The organism is Paenibacillus sp. SJS-P3 (genome assembly GCF_056711585.1).
In genome coordinates, this window is record NZ_CM160043.1 from 4,382,319 (window position 1) to 4,399,859 (window position 17,541).

A 17,541-nucleotide genomic window follows, 5' to 3' on the forward strand; every position below is an offset into this window, starting at 1 on the left:
TATCCTGTGAATTGTAAGCGTTATAATAACAGTATACGGCGGCATTAAGGATGAATCTTGCATATAATCGCGCATGTTATTGCACGATTCTGATATCTTGCCCATGACCTTCAAAGGGGCGGGGAACATGGAAGAGCTCGACCGGAGCTTATTCAAGGAAGAGAACGTCCGGGACGGAGCCGGGAGGCTGTTCGGAAGCTATGAATACCGGTACGGTCCCGGCGAGCATGTCGTCGACGCGCACTGGCATAACGAGATGGAATGGTTCTATGTGGCGGAGGGCGAGGTGCGGTTCCAGGTCGGGGTGGACACGCTCGTGCTCCAGGCCGGCGAGGCTGCGTTCGTGGACGCCGGGGAGCTGCATGCCGGGCATGCCAGCGGCTCCGCAGGCTGCAGCTTCTATGCGCTCGTATTCGATCCCGCCCTGCTGTCCGGGGCTGTCTATGATGCCGTAGAAGAGAAGCTGATCCAGCCGCTGCGGGACCGCTCCGCGACGTTCCCCCGCCGCGCGCTGCCCGATTCCGGGCTCGGAAGCAGCCTGCTGGAGGAGCTCGCGGCCATCCGCAAGGCTTGCCGGGAGCAGAGGCCCGGATACGAAGCCGAGGTGAAGGGCCGGCTGCTGCTCATGCTCGCCGTCCTGCATGCGGACGGGGAAGCGGCGGACCGGCGGATCCGTCACGAAGGTGCCCGCCCGCCCGAGGGCGACGCGCTCAAGGTCGAGCGGCTGAAACGGGTCATCGAGTTTATCCGGGTCCACTACGGCCAGCCGATCCGGATCGCGGAGCTTGCCGCGCTCATCCCGCTCAGCGAAGGCCAGTTCATCCGCTTTTTCCGCGGCATGACCGGCCAGACCCCGATCGGGTACATCAAGGCGTACCGGATCAGGCAGGCCGCGCTGCTGCTCCGGGAGACGGACCGCCGGATTGCCGATATCGCGCTGGAGACCGGCTTCGACAACGTCAGCTACTTCATCCGCTGCTTCCAAGCGGCGATGAAAAGCACGCCGTCGGATTTCCGCCGCCGGCGGGATCCGGCGCGGTAAGCCGCGCTTGCGATGCCTCCCGACCCACAGTTGTCACATTTGCTGCCGATTGGAGCGAAACCAAGCCTCCCTCCGAGCGTGTTACCTAGGGACGACTTACGTCCAAGAAACCGCCTAGGAGGCTCTCTATGCTTACCAATCCCGTCGGTCGCTTCCGTCTCATCAGCCTGCTCGAAGGCTCTTCCTTCCTGATCCTGCTCTTCATCGCCATGCCTCTGAAATATTGGGGAGACTGGCATGCGGGAGTTACGATCGTAGGAGGAGCGCACGGAGCCCTGTTCGTCCTCTATATGTTCGCCCTGCTGCATGCCGTCATCGCCGCCCGCTGGAAGCTGATGCGCGTCGCCGGAGCGGTCGCAGCCGCCTTCATCCCTTTCGGCACGTTCGTGCTGGACTCGCGCATCCGGAAGGACGGCTGACAACCGCCCCCACGCAGAAATGCGAAGAAGCCGCTTGCGGCGCAGCCCGGCTGCGCCTGCAAGCGGCTTGTTCAGATGATGGCGGGCCCATAAATCGGCTGGCTGCAAATGCTGCTCGGATTGCGCCCGCAGAAAGGCTGCCCCGCCAACCGCCCCTTTACAAGGGGAGATCGCGCCGATGGAAGAGCCAGATTGCCGCTGCAAAAGCAACCGCCCCGATCACGGCCAAAATCGGCCAAGCCAAGCCGGGATTCCCCCGGCCGGCGATGACGCCGCTCGGGTCGTATAGAGAGAAATACGTCAGCTTGCGCAGCCATTCGATCTGGCTGCTCAATTTGCCTAGAAAGTCGAAGCTGTACATGCCGAACGTCAGCACGGCCGACAGCCCCGCGGCCCGCTTCTCATCGTTGGCCGAGGAGGAAATGAGGAAGCAGATGCCTCCGGCTGCGAAAAACAGCAGGAATGCCGCCAAGTTCATCCTCGCGAAAGCCGCGCCGCCGAAAGAGGACAAATTCCCGATAAAGAGGACATATCCCGCAAAACCGCTCAGCGTCGCCACGGTCATGATCGCCAGCAATCCCGTCACGAACACGGCTGCCTGGGTCGCCGCCGCACGGGCCCGGGTGACCGGAACGGACAGCAGGTACGCCATCGATCCGCGGTCCACCAGCCGCGCCATCAGCCGGGTCGAGAACGAGACACTGTAAACGGAGAGGATCAGCACCAGCAGCAGGCCATAGAATTCCCCGGAGACAAAAGCCTCTACCGTGCCGAAACCCGCGCTAAGGTTGAGAGCCTCGGCCATGCCTTTCGGCAGGGAGTCGATCATCCCCTCGACAGCCTTGCTGCTGTTGGCGAAGGAGGGGAAGAGCCAGAATATGAGCAGCATGTAGAAGGCCGCGCCGATCGCATAATTGAGCATGCCTTTGCCGTGTGATTTCATCATATGCCTGTAAAGCGCGATGCTCATAGCCCATTCTCCCTCCTGTCGTAGAAGTCCATGAACACATCCTCCAGACTCTGCCTGTGGATCTCCATATTGACGACCCGATAGCGGGACGCCGCAGCCAAAAACCGGTCGTATCCGCCCTGCACGGCCAGCCTGACGCGGCAGCCGCCGAGCAGCTCCGCTCCTGGCCCGGCTTCCTCAGCGAAGGCCCGGGCGTCCGCATCGCTCTCGAAGCCAAGCTCGAACAGCTTGCGCTGCATCGATTGGAGGTCTCGGATATTTTTCACGGCGAGCAGGATGCCGTCCTTGATGATCGCGGCCCGGTCGCAGGTCTGCTCGATTTCCGCGAAGCTGTGGGAAGACATAAGAATGGCGGCTCCTCTCGCTTTCTCCTCCAGCACCAGGTCGATGAACACCTTCTGCATGAGCGGGTCCAGGCCCGAGGTCGGCTCGTCGAGAACGACAACCTCCGGCCGGTGCATGAACGCAGCTACGATGCCGACCTTCTGCTTCATTCCTTTGGACATTTTGCGGATCGGCGTGCGCTCGTCGAACTGGAAGCGTTCAGTCAGCTCTTCCCTTCTCCCCGAATCGTTGACGCCCTGCATATCGGCCATGAAGTCGAGAAAAGAGCGGCCCGTCATCCCTTCGACAAACGAGATCTCCCCGGGCAGATACCCCATCATCCGCTGGACGCGGCCCCGGCCTGCCCAGGCATCCCTTCCTCCTACAGAAGCCGAACCACGATCCGGCTTCATGAATCCCATGATGTGCCGGATCGTGGTCGACTTCCCGGAACCGTTCGGGCCGAGAAAGCCGAATGCCTCTCCTTTCGCTACCGAAAAGGACAGATCGAAAATGCCCTTCCCTCCGGGAAATGTTTTGGACATATGCTCGACGGCCAGCATCGACATCGCCTCCCGCTTCGAATTTATGAAATATGGAAAGACCTAGATTACAAAACTATCCTATTCCTGAAATCGGGATCCGTCAACACTTTTGAACTATGAGTATGCTATAATTTCATTATTCCGAACGGGAGGATCGCCATGAACGGATTCGAAAAGAGAGCTCTTCAAAAAAAAGCGCAAATCGTCCGATCGGCCTTGGAGCTTCTCCGCGGGTCGGATCCCTCCGGGCTGCGCATCGCCGACATCGCCCGGAAAGCCGGCGTCTCCCAGGTCACGATCTACAACTACTACGGGAGCAAGGAAGCCCTCTTGCGCGAAGCGTTCCGGGCCTTCATGCAGGACGCGCTACAGAATTTCGAGGCCTACCTGGCCGAAGAGCATACGCTGAAGGAAAAGATCGAGTACATCCTCCTTCAGAAGAAAGCTTCCCACCGCACATTCGATACGGAAACCCTTAGAAAGCTGTGGAGCCAGGATCCGGAGATGGAGCACTATGTCATGGAAGAATACATGGCCAGAGGCACGGAGCTGGTTGTGAAGCTCGTCGAAGACGGCAAGAAAGCGGGCGAAATATCTTCGGAGGTATCGACTTCAACGATCGTTCTCTACCTGCAGATGTGGTCGCAAATGTGGATCAGCCGCATGGACGAGGTGCTGGCCTATGCCGAGCAGCGCGGCGATGCGGAGACGTTCATCGAGGAGATGGTGAAGCTGTTCTTCTTCGGGATCGGCTCTGCCGGAGCGAAGGCCTGAATGACGGAGAGCTTGTAAAATACATGGCGGCCCCGCCTTCTATAAGCATGACTGGTCAAAGAAAAGGTCGTCCAAGTGAAGTTTGGACGGCCTTTTTATTCATTTGCTTTGCAGCTATGCCAAGCGGAACCGGGACAACCCGATCTTGCCTGTCAGCACGATCGCCATAGCCCGATCCTTCATGCCGGAGGGCAGCGCAGGCAGCTCCGCCCGGCCTTCGATTCGCGTCCAGGCCTGCGGCCCTCCGGTGCGAGGCACCGGGCAGCGGCCGACGAGCAGCCCCTGCGGGCCGTCCAGGCGAAGCTCGATCATGCCGGCTTCGGCTCCGGTGACATGCGCCACGAATACGGCCTCTCCTGCCGGCAGCAGACAGTCGCGGTACAGCAGCCAGCCGCTCCCGCCGGCAGGTGCCGCGCTGTCTCCGCCGTCTGTGCAAGCATCGATGCGGATAGCGCCGCAATCATCGTATTGGACGGCCGGGGTCCACAGGTTCAGACTCCGCGGCGGAATCTCTTCCCCGGCGATGCCCAGCTCCGCCGTGCAGCGGATATCGGCCGAGCTCGCTCCAGCCATCAGCACGCAGCTGCCGCGCTCCAGCGCGAAGCGGCTGCGGGTCACGTCCCACACCTCCAGCTCCCGGCTGTCGAGCGCGAACGGAACCGTCGCCGTCTCTCCCGGCTGCAGCGTCACTCGCTTGAACCCGGCCAGCTTGCGAAGCGGCCGCTTGACGCGGGAGCCTTCCACCCTGACGTACAGCTGGACGACCTCGTCCGCTTCGGACTCACCCGCATTGGTTACCTCAAGCGAGACTTGGACACTCTCTCCGGAAGCGACCGATCGACGGTCGACGGTCAGCTCGCCGTACCGGAATTCGGAATAGGACAGTCCGTGCCCGAACGGATACAGCACCTCGCCCGGCCAGTATTGATACGTGCGTCCCTGTCGGATTACATCGTAATCGAAGAGCGGCGGCAGACCTTCCTCCGACCGGTACCAGGTCATCGGCAGGCGGCCCGCCGGGCTGTAATCCCCGAACAAAGCCCCAGCCACCGCGCTTCCGAGCTCCTGTCCCGCATGGCAGACTTGAAGAATTGAAGGAACGGCTTCCTCCGTCCCTTGCAGCGCGAACGGATAGCTGCTGACGAGCACGACGGCCGTCCGCGGATTGGCGTCCGCGACCGCCCGGATGAGCGCTTGCTGGGATTCCGCCAGCGCCAGGCCCGGACGGTCGGCATCCTCCTTGCCCCCGATGAACGGCTGGTTGCCGACGACGACGACGGCGGCCACCGCGGCCGCTGCAGCCGCTGCAGCCGTCTCCAGACCGCGGCTCACGATCTCGATCGCGAACCGCTCCGGCTCGGACGGCTTCTGCCGCCGCCTCATGCGCTCGGCCCTTGCTGCCTCCTCGGCTGCACCAGGGTTGGCGGCATCGGCAGCGTCGAATGCCTCTGGACCTTCTTGCGAGACCGGCATCAGCCTGCCTTCGGCAGCCATGCCGACCGGCGCGCCGTTCCAGGTCAGCAGCAGAACGCCTTCTTCTTCCTCCCTCACGGAGAATACTTCCTTCACGAACCAGCCGCGTGCTTCTGCAGCCGCAGCTTCCAGCCCTTCTTCCCCTTCCGTGACGAGCAGGCCGCTGGAAAGGGCGCGAAGAGTGAGATTGCCGCAGCCCCAATCCGTCAGCTCGAAGATCTCGGCCGACTCGCTGCTCCCTGCGTCCGCCGTCAAAGCCCGGGCTTGACCGATATAACGGCCGCTCGACAGGCTGCGCAGCCGGATGATGTCGCTCCCCGTTAGAAAGTCCGCTTCGCCCGCAGAGCCGAGCCGTTCGCGGATGCCCGCCAGCGGTGTTACCCGGTATGGCGGGGTGCCGCTGTACCAATCGACGAACGCCTCGTCCGCCAGCGGCCCGATGACCGCGATGGAGCCCTTCGCCGGCAGCGGCAGCAATGGAGCTCCGCCTTGAGCCTCGTTGCGCGGAAGTTCCGGAGTCCCGCCTTGAGCCTCGCTGGACAGCACCGCCGGAGTTCCGCCTTGAGCCTCGTTGCGCAGCAGCGCCGGAGCTCCGCCCGGAGCCTCGTTGCGCAGCAGCACGACCGACTCGCTGGCCGCGCGGCGGGCCAGCGCCGCGTGCTCCGGAGCGCACAGCCGCGATTCCGGCACGTCCGCGTATGGATTTTCCGCATCCCATTCGCCCAGCCGAATCCGCACCGAGAACGTATGGACGAGCGCGCGATCGAGGTCGCCCTCCTCCAGCAGCCCTCGCTCCAGCGCGTCCCGCACAGCCCGGTGCACCGTCTCGGAGTCGTCGGTGATGCTGTCGATGCCGCTGCGGATGGACTGCGCCACCGCCTCGGCATACGAGGCCAGGAAGCCGTGATCGTTCACGGTGCCGAGCACGTCGCCTGCGTCGCTGACGACAAAGCCGTCCATGCCCCATTCGTCCCGAACGATGCCGTTGATGTCCTCGAGCAGATTGCAGGGTATTCCGTTCACGCTGTTGTAAGCCGTCATCATGGAGACCGCTCCGCCCTCGCGGAACGCCGGCTCGAACGCCTTGAGGTAATACTCCCGCTTGTTGCGGGGATCGATGCTCGCGGAGAAGAAGCCGCGCTCCTTCTCGTTGTTGTTGGCGTAGAAATGCTTCAGCGTCGCCGCAGCCCGCAGGTAGAACGGGTCGTCTCCCTGCATGCCCCGTACCAGCGCAGCCGTCAGCTTGCCCGTCAAATAAGGATCCTCTCCATAAGCTTCCTCCGTGCGTCCCCAGCGCGGGTCCCGCTCCATGTCGACCGTAGGAGCCCAGATGGTCAAGCCGTTGCGCTCCGGATCGCGGCCGTAATACACCCTCGCCTCCTCGGAAATGACTTGTCCGATCTCTTTCATGAGCTCGTCATTCCAGGTGGCGGCAAGCCCGATCGGCTGCGGGAACACGGTCGCTTCCCCGAGCCAGGCGATACCGTGCGCCCCCTCGGTTCCATGCTTGTATTTGGCGATGCCGAGGCGCGGAATCTCTTCCTGATACTGGCTCATCAGAGAGATCTTCTCCTCTAGCGTCAGCAGGGCTACGAGGCTCTGCGCCCGCTCCTTGAGCGGCAAGCCAGGGTTAAGAAAGGGATACGCGTACGTTCCGGTGCTCATGGTCGGCAGCTCCTTGTCTCGTCTCGATTTCACTCTGCCCTTCCCGGGCAAAAGAGGACTGAGACTAGCATAAGATCGAACGGCCGCTTCCGGTACCCCGCAAATTGATGGCGTTTTCATGTTGGATTTAGTGCTGAGAGGGATAGAATACCTACCTTCATCCTTGTGCCTTTTCCAGCTTCAATATCGAACGCCTGCACGGCGGCTCGATCCGGATTTTATCGATAATGTGAATGGATTCTATCCCTCCCTTTTTCTGCTATCGGACATAGGTTCCGCTATTCTACTAATTATTGGCCTATTTAAACTTTATCGGACATACGATCCGCTATTCCGTTGTTAATATCATTATAGCAATAGTATTTTGTGAAATAAGGGATCGTATGTCCGATACAGCTGTCCAAATGCGATTTGCGCCGGAATAGCGGATCCTATGTCCGATAAGCGATTCAATTAGGGGTTCGATCGGCGGTTCGATAGACAGTTCGATCGGTACACTCCGATCACCGCTCCGATCGACGGTTCGATCGGCACACTCCGATCAGCGCTCCGATCGACGGTTCGATCGGCACACTCCGATCGGCGCTCCGACAGCGCTCGATCGGCATTCCTATCGGCAGTCCGATTAAAATTCTGTTTCCACTCCAATCAGCACTTTGATCCGGGCGATATTGAACGCTACAGAAAAGAAAAAAGACCGCCAGAATCAGGCGGCCTTGGTACTCTTGCTTACGGGTTCACTTTTTGCACGGAATCCCTTAGCCGCTCGCGCAGATGTTCCGATTCCGGGAACAGGCGGAGGCCGAGCTCAAGAGCTTTCAGCGCTTCGCCGGCATACCCGTTCTCCTCCAGCGGATAGGCGATATAGCTGAAATCGTCGGCCGAGACGGCATACCGTTCCAATCCTTCATCAAGAATCTTCAGGTACTCGTCCCATGCCGCATCGATTCCGCCGGACAAGGCGATGCCGGTCAAATGATGGGCCAGATTGCGCTGGACTTCGCCTGTTCCTTCACCGAGCAGCAGGTCCAGAATGCCTTTCATCAGCACCTTGAGACCGACATAGTCGTCGTTCATCATGAGGGTGACGCCGAAGCCTGCCTCCGGCAAGAGCACCAGATAACTGCGGAAGCCGGTATCTTGCCCGGTATGGGATACGGCTCTGCGTCCGCGGTACGAACCCGTGAACCAGCCGAGGGCGATTCCATCCATCCAATCTCCATAGCCTATGTCGACCCGGGTGCTCCACATCTCCCCTTGGCTGGCTTCCTCAAGCAGACTCTTCCCCTCTGCAGCCTGCTCCGGCCTCAGATAAGCCAGCATGAGCCGGCAGCTGTCTACCGCGTTCATATACAAGGTCGAGCTCGGTCCATGGGCCCGGTGATAAGGAAAAACACGGCTTTTCTGCGGTCCGTAGCGTCCTTCGGAAGCTCCGAGAATATGCGGGGCGGCCAGCTGTGCCGACGGCACCTCCGCCAATAGGAACGTGCTTTCTTCCATCCCGGCAGGCCGCAACACATGCTCCTGCATGTACGCCTCGAAGGACATTCCGCTGACCTTGGCGATGACGTCTCCCAGCAGCTCGAAACCGATATTGCTGTATGCATGCTCCTCCCCGGGATTCCGCTCCAGGCTGCGTGCGGCGAGGCCGCGGATATACCGCTCCAGACTGCCCTCGTCATCCTCCGGCCGGTCCCACTGGAAGTCGTCCTCGTCGGGCATGCCGGAGGTATGACTGAGCAGGTCGCGGATCGTCACCTCGCGTTCCCGGCCGTCGGCGAGCTTGAAGTAAGGGACGTAGCCGCTCGCGGGAGCGTCCAGATTCAATCGGCCTTGCTCCGCCAGCTGCATGACGGCCGTAGCCACCAGCGGCTTGGATACCGATGCCAGGTGAAAAAGAGTGTGCTCGTCCACGGGCTCGCCCGTTCCAGCATCGCGGACTCCGTATCCGCGGGCAAAAACTCCATCTGCGGTGACGATGCCCACCGCAAGTCCGGGCAGCGGCTCCTGCGCCGCAAAGCCGGCCAGCAAAGAGTCCAGGCGCTCCATGGCGCAATCATGTCGACTCATGATGATTCCTCCCATTCATATTCGGTTTTTATAGAGAGTTAGGAACATCGATGAGTCATACCAATGGATTCACGCCCTTCCGTATTGGTTTCATTTTAAACGGTTTCCGGCCAGAATGGCGGGTAGAAAACAGGTAGAGAATGGACTGCGGCCATCCCGTTCCGAAACAACTGTCTGACGCCGCAAGAGCCTTAGCCAGGCTGCTGGTGCTATTCGCCTTTATTTGTTCTCGCCCTTGATAAAAATGACCAAAAAAGGCTATGCTAAAACCACTTATTTCAACAGAGGAGGCCGATGTCAAATGACGACTGCATATGCGACTTACAAGCTGATTGTCCCGACGCCGGTCCCTGACGGAGCAAGCCGACTCTGATCCGCAGCCCGCTTCTGCCATGATGGCAGAGGCGGGCGCCGATCGTCGGCGCCGCAGGAGACCATTGGTCTCCTGCGGTTTTTTAATGCCCGCGGGATCCACAGAGATCGCGGGCCTGTTATAGGCCCGCATGCCATCTTGGCCCGCGGTGCCATGCCTGACAAGGCAAGCCCGCATGTTCGCTGCGGGCTTTTTGCTTTTTCCATCCAACCCACGAAAAGAGGAACCAGCCTTGACCTTAAATGCAAACGAGCCGGACGAGATGAACAACCGGAATAAAACCTGGACAGAAACGGACTATACCCTGCGAAATGAGGAATCTGACTTGAGCCTGAAACCAAATGAATGGAATGAACCAACCGAAACGAAGGATCCGATCGAAGGCCATGGGCTCCGCAGCTACGGCTGGAACGACTCCTGGCAGGAACGGCTGGAGAAGAGCCGGGAGCAAACGGGCATCGCCGGCCTGGAGCCCGCCCGCATCGTCGCCCAGTTCTCCCATCTGTACCGTCTGGCTGCCGAATCCGGCGAGCATCTGGCAGAAGTGACCGGGCGCTACTCGTTCGACGCTTCCCGCAAGACCGACTACCCCGCTGTCGGCGACTGGGTGCTGGCCTCCGTGCCGAAGCCCGGCGACAGCTCCCGCGCCAGCATCCACGCCCTGCTCGAGCGGAGCTCCGCGCTGATCCGCAAGGAAGCCGGGCAGGTGCAGGACGGACAGGTCGTCGCAGCCAACATGGACTATCTGTTCCTCACGACGGCGATGAACCACGATTTCAATCTGCGCCGCATCGAGCGGTATCTGGTGGCGGCCTGGGAAAGCGGCTCGACGCCGGTCGTCCTGCTCACCAAGGCCGATCTCGCCGACGATCCGGATGATCTGGTGCGGCAGGTCGAGGACGCCGCTCCCGGCGTGCCGGTCCACGCCGTCAGCGCGCAGGAGAATGAAGGCCTGGAGCAGCTCCGGCCGTACATGCGGCCGGGGGCGACAATCGCGGTTGCCGGCTCCTCCGGCGTCGGCAAGTCCACGCTGCTCAACTGGCTGGCCGGCAGCGAGGAGCAGCGCGTGCAGGGCGTCAGAGGCGGGGACGACCGGGGACGGCATACGACGACTCACCGCGAGCTGTTCCGGCTCCCCGGCGGCGCGCTGCTGATGGATACCCCCGGCATGCGCGAGCTGCAGCTGTGGGACAGCGAAGGCTCCCCCGACGGCCATGCAGGCGCCTTCTCCGATATCGAGGAGCTCGCCTCCCGCTGCCGCTACACCGACTGCACCCATAGCAAGCGCGAGCAGGGCTGCGCCGTGAAGTCGGCGCTTGCCGACGGCACGCTGGATGCCGGACGGTATGAAAACTATTTGAAAACTGGACGCGAGCTCGCCCGCGTCGCCCGCAAGGAGCAGTCCGCCGCGCGCAAGACGATCACGCCCGCCGAGAACCGGCTGCGCAACAAGCAGGAGCGCCGCAGCGCCAAGAAGGCGACCAGCGATTGGGATTGACCCGCGCCAAGGGAGGAATGACGCTGTCGTACTGACTTTCGCCAATTGAAGCGCCTGACGCTGCGTACTGACTTTCGCCAATTGAAGCGCCTGACGCTGCGTACTGCCTCTCGCCAAAAGTACACACCTGACGCTGCTGTTGGCTGCTCGCCTAGCAACGCCGTCTTAGCCGAGTTTCTTCATGTGGCATGCCTCGGATTGAAGCGCAGCGATCCGTAAGAAACGGTCCCGTCGAAGTCGTGGTATTCTGATCGTACTTGCCGCCCCTTGAAGCCTGGCGCAGCTGAAGCCGGAAGCGGATGCAGGCAGGAATATGAAAGCACGCGGAGGGAATGTCATTGAAAATCTCCCATATACGCTTGTTCGTGCCCAGTGTCCGGGACAGCTTTTTGTTCTACCGGGACATTCTCGGCCTCCAGGTGCTCCACGGCACCGAAAATACTCCTTATGCCGAGTTCCTCACGGGGGACATCCGCCTCGCGCTGGAACCGCCGCTCGCCGGCGACGGGCTGGCGCCGATGGACCGCACGCATGAATTGTGCGCGAGCGACCGGATGGCCGTCATCATCAAGGTGGACGACGTCGACGCGGCATACAGAGAGCTGCGGGGCAAGCAAATCGATTTTGTCAAAGAGCCGCATGATACCCCCGAATGGGGACATCGGGTCGCTTACCTCCGCGATCCGGCCGGCAATTTGATCGAGCTGAACGCAGGGCTCTGAGCGGGCATCTGAGCAAGGCTCTTAGCAGGGCTCTGAGCAGGGCCCTGAGCAGGCATCGGGCTTGGACGGCTTGCCGGCCAGCTCTCCATTCCCGGCCTCTGACGATGAGACCGGCTTTGGGTGGTCCGGCTTCGGATCGGCAGAAAGCCAAAAAAAGCTGTTCCTCGGCCGGACTTCGGCTTTCGGAACAGCTTTTTCGTCATGCATCCACTGTCATCCACTGTCCAATTTCACAGCCTTGGATGGGTTCAACCCGCGTAATGACTGTCACGGCCTTGCAGCAGCAAGCCTCCGTCAGCCGATGATCCTCGCCACCCGCGTCAGGATCTCCTGCGTGGAAGCCTCGTCGTTCACGTCGTACTCGTCGATGTTCAGCCGAAGCACCGGACAGGCGTTGAATTCGCCGATCCACTTGGCGTAGCGGGCATGCATATGCTCCCAGTACGACACCTCGGTCTGTATCTCCATCTCCCGTCCCCGCTCCGCGATCCGCGCCAGAATGGACGGAAGGCTGCCTTCGATATAGATCAGCACATCCGGATGAGGGAAGTACGGCGTCATCACCATCGCCTCGTAAAGGCTCGTATAAGTCTGATAATCCGTTGGGGACATCGTGCCTTGATCGGCGTGCATCTTGGCGAAGATGCCGGTGTCCTCGTAGATGGAGCGGTCCTGCACGAAACCGCCGCCCATCTCGAACATCTTCTTCTGCTCCTTGAAGCGCTCGGCCAGGAAGTAGATCTGCAGATGGAAGCTCCATCTCTCGAAGTCATGGTAGAACTTGTCCAGATAAGGGTTGAAATCGACCTGCTCCAGCGAGGTGCGGAAGCCGAGGCTTCTCGCCAGGGCGGAGGTCAGAGTGGATTTGCCGACCCCGACGGTGCCGGCAACGGTAATGACAGACTTCTCGGGAATGCCGAATGGATTCATTTTATAAGTGCTCCTTTAAACGGGCGACGATCTCGTCGAACTGCCCGCGGTCGGCGACAAAGTCGACCGTATTGCCGTCGATCGGAATGATGACGGTACCCGGCTCGCGCTCCGCCAGGGAAGCCATCGCCGTATCGTAATCCTCGATCAGCTGCTGCAGATAATCGGAGGACATCTCCTCCTCGAACGAACGGCCCCGCTTGGCGATTCTCGCAAGCAGCACATCCAGATCGGCCCGGATGTACAGAATGACGTCCGGCTTGGGCAGATCGTCGGTCAGCACATGATAGATATGGCGGTACTTGTCCTTCTTGATTCCTTTGAGCGTACGCTCGCTGAAGATCAGGTTCTTGTAGATATGATAATCGGCGATGACCTGCTCGCCGGCTTCGAGACGGGGAATGACGGTGTCCTCCAGCTGCTTGTAGCGGTTGCAGAGGAAGAACATCTCCAGCTGGAAGCTCCAATCGTCCATATCCTGATAGAACTTGTCCAGGAACGGATTCTCCTCCACGATTTCCTTGACCAGCGGAAGCTGCCACTCTCCGGCCAGCATCGTGGCGAGCGTCGTCTTGCCGGCTCCGATCGGGCCTTCGACGGCTATATACGGTGCGCGTTTCATCGTTGCTTATATCCCCCTTGATTACGGTCTTACGGTCGATGCACAAAAACAGACTTCCCCATTATATCTGCTGCGAGGCCACAGGAGAACCACTTCCCGCCCAAAATTATTGCCAACTGCTGCAAGTAGAAGAGAAATCAGACAGAGTCCCTCTTCCTATCCCCTGCTGCTCTTCTATCTTCCCCTATTGGGAGCGGGCCCTTATGGCATCCTGCGCCTGCTAGCCGCGAACCGTCAGGATCCGATGATCTTCTGATAGCTCGCAATGTCGAGCCAGCGGCCGAACTTGCGGCCGACCTGCTTGAAATGCGCGCATTTCTCGTAGCCGAGCCGCTCGAACAGGGCGATGCTGCGCTCGTTCTCCGTGCAGACGGTCGCCACCAGCGCATGGAAGCCGAGCTCGGCCGCCTTCTCCTCCAGAGAAGCTACGGCCCGGCTGCCCGTCCCTTTGCCCCGGCGGTCCGGGTCCAGATAAATCGTGATTTCGGCGGTCGTATCGTAGGCCTGCTTGTTTTTGTGCCGGGTCAGCAGGGCGTAGCCGGCATAAACCCCTTCTTCTTCGATGACATAGGTCCGGTAGCGCGGATCGCCGCCCATGACATTGGCGCGCATTTCTTCCAGGCTCAGCGCCTCGGTATGGAACGAGATCGTCGTATTCAGGACATAGTGGTTGTAAGTCTGGAGCACTTGCGGCAGATGCCGCTCTTCGACCGGAGCCATGATCATGAGCCGTTCTCCCCCTTCCACCGGAATGTCTCCGATCGGTAATCGATGCCCATGGTATGGAACCATTCGTTCAAGCCGGTCCACAACCGCTCGCAGCGGGCATGGACCTCCAATACATCCCGCAGGTCGCCGTCCATGATCATAGCCGCCAGCTCCAGGAAGCCGTCCGGACGCGAGGGCATCGCCGAAGCTTCCTCGAAGCTGCTGGCCCTCGTCGTGAAATAACGGCGGTTCGCCAGCCCGATCAGCTTGGCCGCCTGCCAGGAGAGATCGTAAGCCGCGCGGCGCGCATACGCCCCGTCTCCGGTCGAGACGGCGTTGCGGATTTTCCCCATCGTCTCATAGGGCTCCCATACCATGAACTCCCTCATGACCTCGCGGAAGGCGGAGTCGGGAGCGCTTCCGACGGCGAGCCTGGCTTCCTCAAAGAGACGGCCCGGATCGTGAAGGGCTACCACATCGGCGTAGGAGCCCGCCTTGACCGCCCAGCTGTCGTCGACGGAAGAAGCTCCTTGCAGCCAGGCCGATCGCTGCATCGCTCCGATCTCCAGCTTGAAGGGAAGAATGATCTCCTCCTGTCCGGGGAGATCGACGCCGTCCGGCGTCAAAATCCGGATTTCAATATCCGAATAGGGTCCGTCGCTCCCACGGGCCAGCGAGCCGTAAACGCCGACCGCCAACATGCTTCCGCCGTCCCGCTGCAGGACCTCTTCTTTCACCTGATGGATGAACTTCCATTTATCTTCCCTTGAAGTCGCAGCCGGATAAGGCAGCATCGCTTCAACCTCCTTGAACGGACAGCCCTGTTATCGTCCTCTTGCGTTCTTTCCTAATTCGACAAAAGATTCGCTCCCCCCTTCTCCCTTGTCCGTTGTGCAAGACTGAAACCTCCATACACTCTATAGTTATTGCAGCACATTCTATAGTTTGATGGGTGCCGCCCTGAGGCTGGCCTCGGTATTCTGAAATTGGTAAGCGTTTTCATTTATTCTTGAAAGCCAAGGAGGATTCCAGTGAGAAGATCTCTGTCAGCCATCTTGTCCATGCTTATCGCATCCATGCAAAAAAAGCCGTACCGCCATTCATGGCGATACGGCTAAAAGCAAGACAGTTAAGCAAGACAGTTGTCTCCATCCGATGCAGACTTAAAAAATCGGACAGATTCAAGCCCACGACCGAAATAGGCCTCGGCGGCTTAGAGCTGAAGCTTCAGCCCGACAGCGGCGCCATGATCCCGGAACGTTACGGAGCGAATGCCGACAAGAGGCGGCAGCTGGCTGCCTACCGGGATGACGATTTCGTCCAGCATCGTCTCCGGCAGCTCCAGAGAGCGGATGGAAAGCGACTGCGGAGTAAGGATGAGATCGGGACTTCTCCATTCCAGCTTGTAGCCCGCCTTGGCGCCTACCGTCAGCAGGTTTTTGTACTTGGCGCTTATATCCGCAGCCATGCGGTCTCCGTCCAGTTGAATCCGCACGCCCTCGATCTTCAGCTCCGGCCTGACCTGCGGGTTTTCCGCGAGCTGGGCGCGGACAAGATTGGTGATATCCTCCTGGGAGAGAAACACCTCGGCTTTGCCGGATTGGATCATCTCGGCGGCTTTGCTTCTGAAATCAAGCGGAGCGTGGTCCAGCGTCAGCTTCTCCGCCGGCCTGACGTACCAGATCGCCGCTCCTCCCGCCAGCAGCGCCACGACCAGCAGCGAAACAATGAATCCCCATATGATTTTGCGCATTTCAGATGCACCTCCGTTCGGCCGAAACCGTTTTTATCCTGCGCAGGCCTGCTGCGGCCTGTCCTGCCAGCCGCTTGGCTTCCATTGACAAAGGATCGTGCGGGGAGTATAACAAAACTACCCATCGAATGCCGCCAAGCCGCGCCGACGCTGCAAGCGGCGGCAGAGCCTTCGCTCTCGGCCGGCACTCCCTTGCAGGGCTGCGCCTCCAAGACGATCCCAGGATGGACAGGCAGCCGCACAAACGTGATCAGGACACACGTCCCGCACAGGGACGTTTTTTCTTATTTTAGCCCTCCCCCATCATCTTGCCAAACGGAAAGGAAGAGAACGCGTATGAATTCCAGCACGCCCCAGTCCCCCGGTCCGCTGCCCGAAGCGGGCAAAGCCAAGGAGGAAGCGGTACGCATCCCTCTCGAGGAGATCATGCATGCCCAGCTGACGCTGAATGAAGTCATTACCCGCACCCCGCTGCAGCCGAACCGCGTCCTCTCCAGCCGTTACAACTGCAACGTGCTGCTCAAGCGGGAGGATCTGCAGGTCGTGCGCTCGTTCAAAATCCGCGGGGCCTACTACCGCATCCGCACGCTGCCGCCGCAGGACCTGGAGAAGGGCGTCGTCTGCGCCAGCGCGGGCAATCACGCTCAGGGCGTCGCTTACTCCTGTCAGACGCTCGGCATCCGCGGAAAGATTTACATGCCCAGCACGACTCCCCGCCAAAAGGTGACGCAGGTCCAGTTCTTCGGCGGCGACCAGGTCGAGATCGTGCTGACCGGCGACACCTACGACGACGCCTATGACGAAGCGATGAAGGAATGCGCCCGCACCGGAGCCGCCTTCATCCATCCGTTCGACGACCGGGCCATCATCGCGGGCAACGGCACGGTCGGCAAGGAAATCATGGATGCGGCCGAGGCGATGCCGGACTACATCTTCGTCACCGTCGGAGGCGGCGGGCTTGCGGCCGGAGTCGCTTCCTACATCAAGGCGGTCTCGCCCCGCACGCGCATCATCGGCGTCGAGCCCAAGGGCGCGCCTTCCCTTGATGCCTCGCTGCGCAGCGGGCAGGTCACGCCGCTCGACTCCATCGACAAGTTCGTCGACGGAGCCGCCGTCAAGCGGATCGGCGACCTCACCTTCGCGATCTGCCGCGACCTGCTCGACGATGTCGTGCTCGTGCCGGAGGGCAAGGCCTGCACGACGCTGCTGAGCCTGTACAACGAGAACGCCATCGTCGCCGAGCCGGCCGGCGCGCTGCCTGTAGCCGCGCTGGACATGTACCGGGACGAGCTGGAGGGCAAGACGGTCGTCTGCATCATCAGCGGCGGCAACAACGACGTCGACCGGATGCAGGAGATGAAAGAGCGCTCCCTGATGTACGAGGGGCTCAAGCATTATTTCACCGTCAACTTCCCGCAGCGCGCCGGAGCCCTGCGCGAATTCCTCGACGAGGTGCTCGGACCGGACGACGACATCGTGAGATTCGAGTACACCAAGACGCATAACAAGGAGAACGGCCCCGCCCTCGTCGGCATCGAGCTGAAGAACCGCGAGGACTATGGCAGCCTGGTCAGCCGGATGAACGCCAGAGGCTACCAGTTCATGGAGCTCAACAAGGATCCGGTGCTGTTCGATCTGCTCATCTGAGCCTGC

The 17,541-nt window shown here is 60.6% G+C and carries 15 protein-coding genes; 6 read left to right on the forward strand and 9 right to left on the reverse strand.

Annotated features, from left to right (window positions below):
- Window positions 1-127: 127 nt before the first annotated feature.
- Together AC06G8_RS20125 and AC06G8_RS20130 are read left to right on the forward strand one after the other, a co-directional pair.
- Window positions 128-1,042, forward strand: coding sequence for a helix-turn-helix domain-containing protein (locus tag AC06G8_RS20125; protein WP_480283696.1), 915 nt, complete (start codon window positions 128-130; stop codon window positions 1,040-1,042).
- 128 nt (window positions 1,043-1,170) lie between these two features.
- A complete protein-coding gene (locus AC06G8_RS20130; protein WP_447662844.1) occupies window positions 1,171-1,461 on the forward strand; it encodes a DUF3817 domain-containing protein in 291 nt (96 codons plus the stop codon).
- A gap of 157 nt (window positions 1,462-1,618) precedes the next feature.
- On the opposite strand, the gene AC06G8_RS20135 is transcribed toward AC06G8_RS20130, so the two are convergent.
- Together AC06G8_RS20135 and AC06G8_RS20140 are read right to left on the reverse strand one after the other, a co-directional pair.
- Complete coding sequence (locus tag AC06G8_RS20135; RefSeq protein WP_480283697.1) at window positions 1,619-2,431, reverse strand: ABC transporter permease subunit; 813 nt, start codon at window positions 2,429-2,431, stop codon at window positions 1,619-1,621.
- Window positions 2,428-3,318, reverse strand: a complete 891-nt coding sequence (locus tag AC06G8_RS20140) for an ABC transporter ATP-binding protein (RefSeq protein ID WP_480283698.1) — start codon at window positions 3,316-3,318, stop codon at window positions 2,428-2,430. Before AC06G8_RS20140 ends, AC06G8_RS20135 begins: the two co-directional genes overlap by 4 nt.
- A 141-nt stretch (window positions 3,319-3,459) precedes the next feature.
- Between AC06G8_RS20140 and AC06G8_RS20145 the strand changes: the two genes are divergently transcribed.
- Window positions 3,460-4,074 carry a TetR/AcrR family transcriptional regulator gene (locus AC06G8_RS20145; protein WP_480283699.1) on the forward strand — a complete coding sequence of 205 codons (615 nt, stop codon included), beginning with the start codon at window positions 3,460-3,462 and terminating at the stop codon, window positions 4,072-4,074.
- A 114-nt stretch (window positions 4,075-4,188) separates the two neighbouring features.
- Here the strand turns inward: AC06G8_RS20145 and AC06G8_RS20150 are convergent, their stop codons facing one another.
- Both AC06G8_RS20150 and AC06G8_RS20155 read right to left on the reverse strand, forming a co-directional pair.
- Window positions 4,189-7,212: a glycoside hydrolase family 3 C-terminal domain-containing protein gene (locus AC06G8_RS20150; protein ID WP_480285474.1), complete on the reverse strand. Its 3,024-nt coding sequence runs from the start codon at window positions 7,210-7,212 to the stop codon at window positions 4,189-4,191.
- A gap of 729 nt (window positions 7,213-7,941) precedes the next feature.
- Window positions 7,942-9,282 carry a serine hydrolase domain-containing protein gene (locus tag AC06G8_RS20155; RefSeq protein ID WP_480283700.1) on the reverse strand — a complete coding sequence of 447 codons (1,341 nt, stop codon included), beginning with the start codon at window positions 9,280-9,282 and terminating at the stop codon, window positions 7,942-7,944.
- A 704-nt stretch (window positions 9,283-9,986) separates the two neighbouring features.
- Here AC06G8_RS20155 and rsgA point away from each other — a divergent pair.
- Window positions 9,987-11,153 (forward strand): ribosome small subunit-dependent GTPase A, encoded by a 1,167-nt coding sequence (rsgA, locus tag AC06G8_RS20160; RefSeq protein WP_480285475.1) that lies wholly within the window; start codon window positions 9,987-9,989, stop codon window positions 11,151-11,153.
- Window positions 11,154-11,491: 338 nt separating this feature from the next.
- On the forward strand, window positions 11,492-11,875 hold the full coding sequence (locus tag AC06G8_RS20165; protein WP_480283701.1) for a VOC family protein: 384 nt from the start codon (window positions 11,492-11,494) through the stop codon (window positions 11,873-11,875).
- A gap of 294 nt (window positions 11,876-12,169) precedes the next feature.
- Here AC06G8_RS20165 and AC06G8_RS20170 read toward each other — a convergent pair whose 3' ends face one another.
- The 5 genes from AC06G8_RS20170 to AC06G8_RS20190 all read right to left on the reverse strand — a co-directional run bounded on the left by AC06G8_RS20170 (window position 12,170) and on the right by AC06G8_RS20190 (window position 15,888).
- On the reverse strand, window positions 12,170-12,805 hold the full coding sequence (locus AC06G8_RS20170) for a deoxynucleoside kinase (RefSeq protein WP_447662850.1): 636 nt from the start codon (window positions 12,803-12,805) through the stop codon (window positions 12,170-12,172).
- A gap of 1 nt (window position 12,806) precedes the next feature.
- Window positions 12,807-13,427, reverse strand: a complete 621-nt coding sequence (locus AC06G8_RS20175) for a deoxynucleoside kinase (protein ID WP_480283702.1) — start codon at window positions 13,425-13,427, stop codon at window positions 12,807-12,809.
- Window positions 13,428-13,661: 234 nt separating this feature from the next.
- Window positions 13,662-14,153 (reverse strand): N-acetyltransferase family protein, encoded by a 492-nt coding sequence (locus tag AC06G8_RS20180; protein ID WP_480283703.1) that lies wholly within the window; start codon window positions 14,151-14,153, stop codon window positions 13,662-13,664.
- Window positions 14,150-14,929, reverse strand: coding sequence for a kanamycin nucleotidyltransferase C-terminal domain-containing protein (locus AC06G8_RS20185; RefSeq protein WP_480283704.1), 780 nt, complete (start codon window positions 14,927-14,929; stop codon window positions 14,150-14,152). Before AC06G8_RS20185 ends, AC06G8_RS20180 begins: the two co-directional genes overlap by 4 nt.
- A gap of 419 nt (window positions 14,930-15,348) precedes the next feature.
- The gene (locus tag AC06G8_RS20190) at window positions 15,349-15,888 is read right to left on the reverse strand and encodes a hypothetical protein (protein ID WP_480283705.1); all 540 of its coding nucleotides are present in this window, start codon (window positions 15,886-15,888) and stop codon (window positions 15,349-15,351) included.
- Window positions 15,889-16,224: 336 nt separating this feature from the next.
- Here AC06G8_RS20190 and ilvA point away from each other — a divergent pair, with 336 nt between their 5' ends.
- Window positions 16,225-17,535 (forward strand): threonine ammonia-lyase IlvA, encoded by a 1,311-nt coding sequence (ilvA, locus tag AC06G8_RS20195; protein ID WP_447662855.1) that lies wholly within the window; start codon window positions 16,225-16,227, stop codon window positions 17,533-17,535.
- Window positions 17,536-17,541 lie beyond the last annotated feature (6 nt).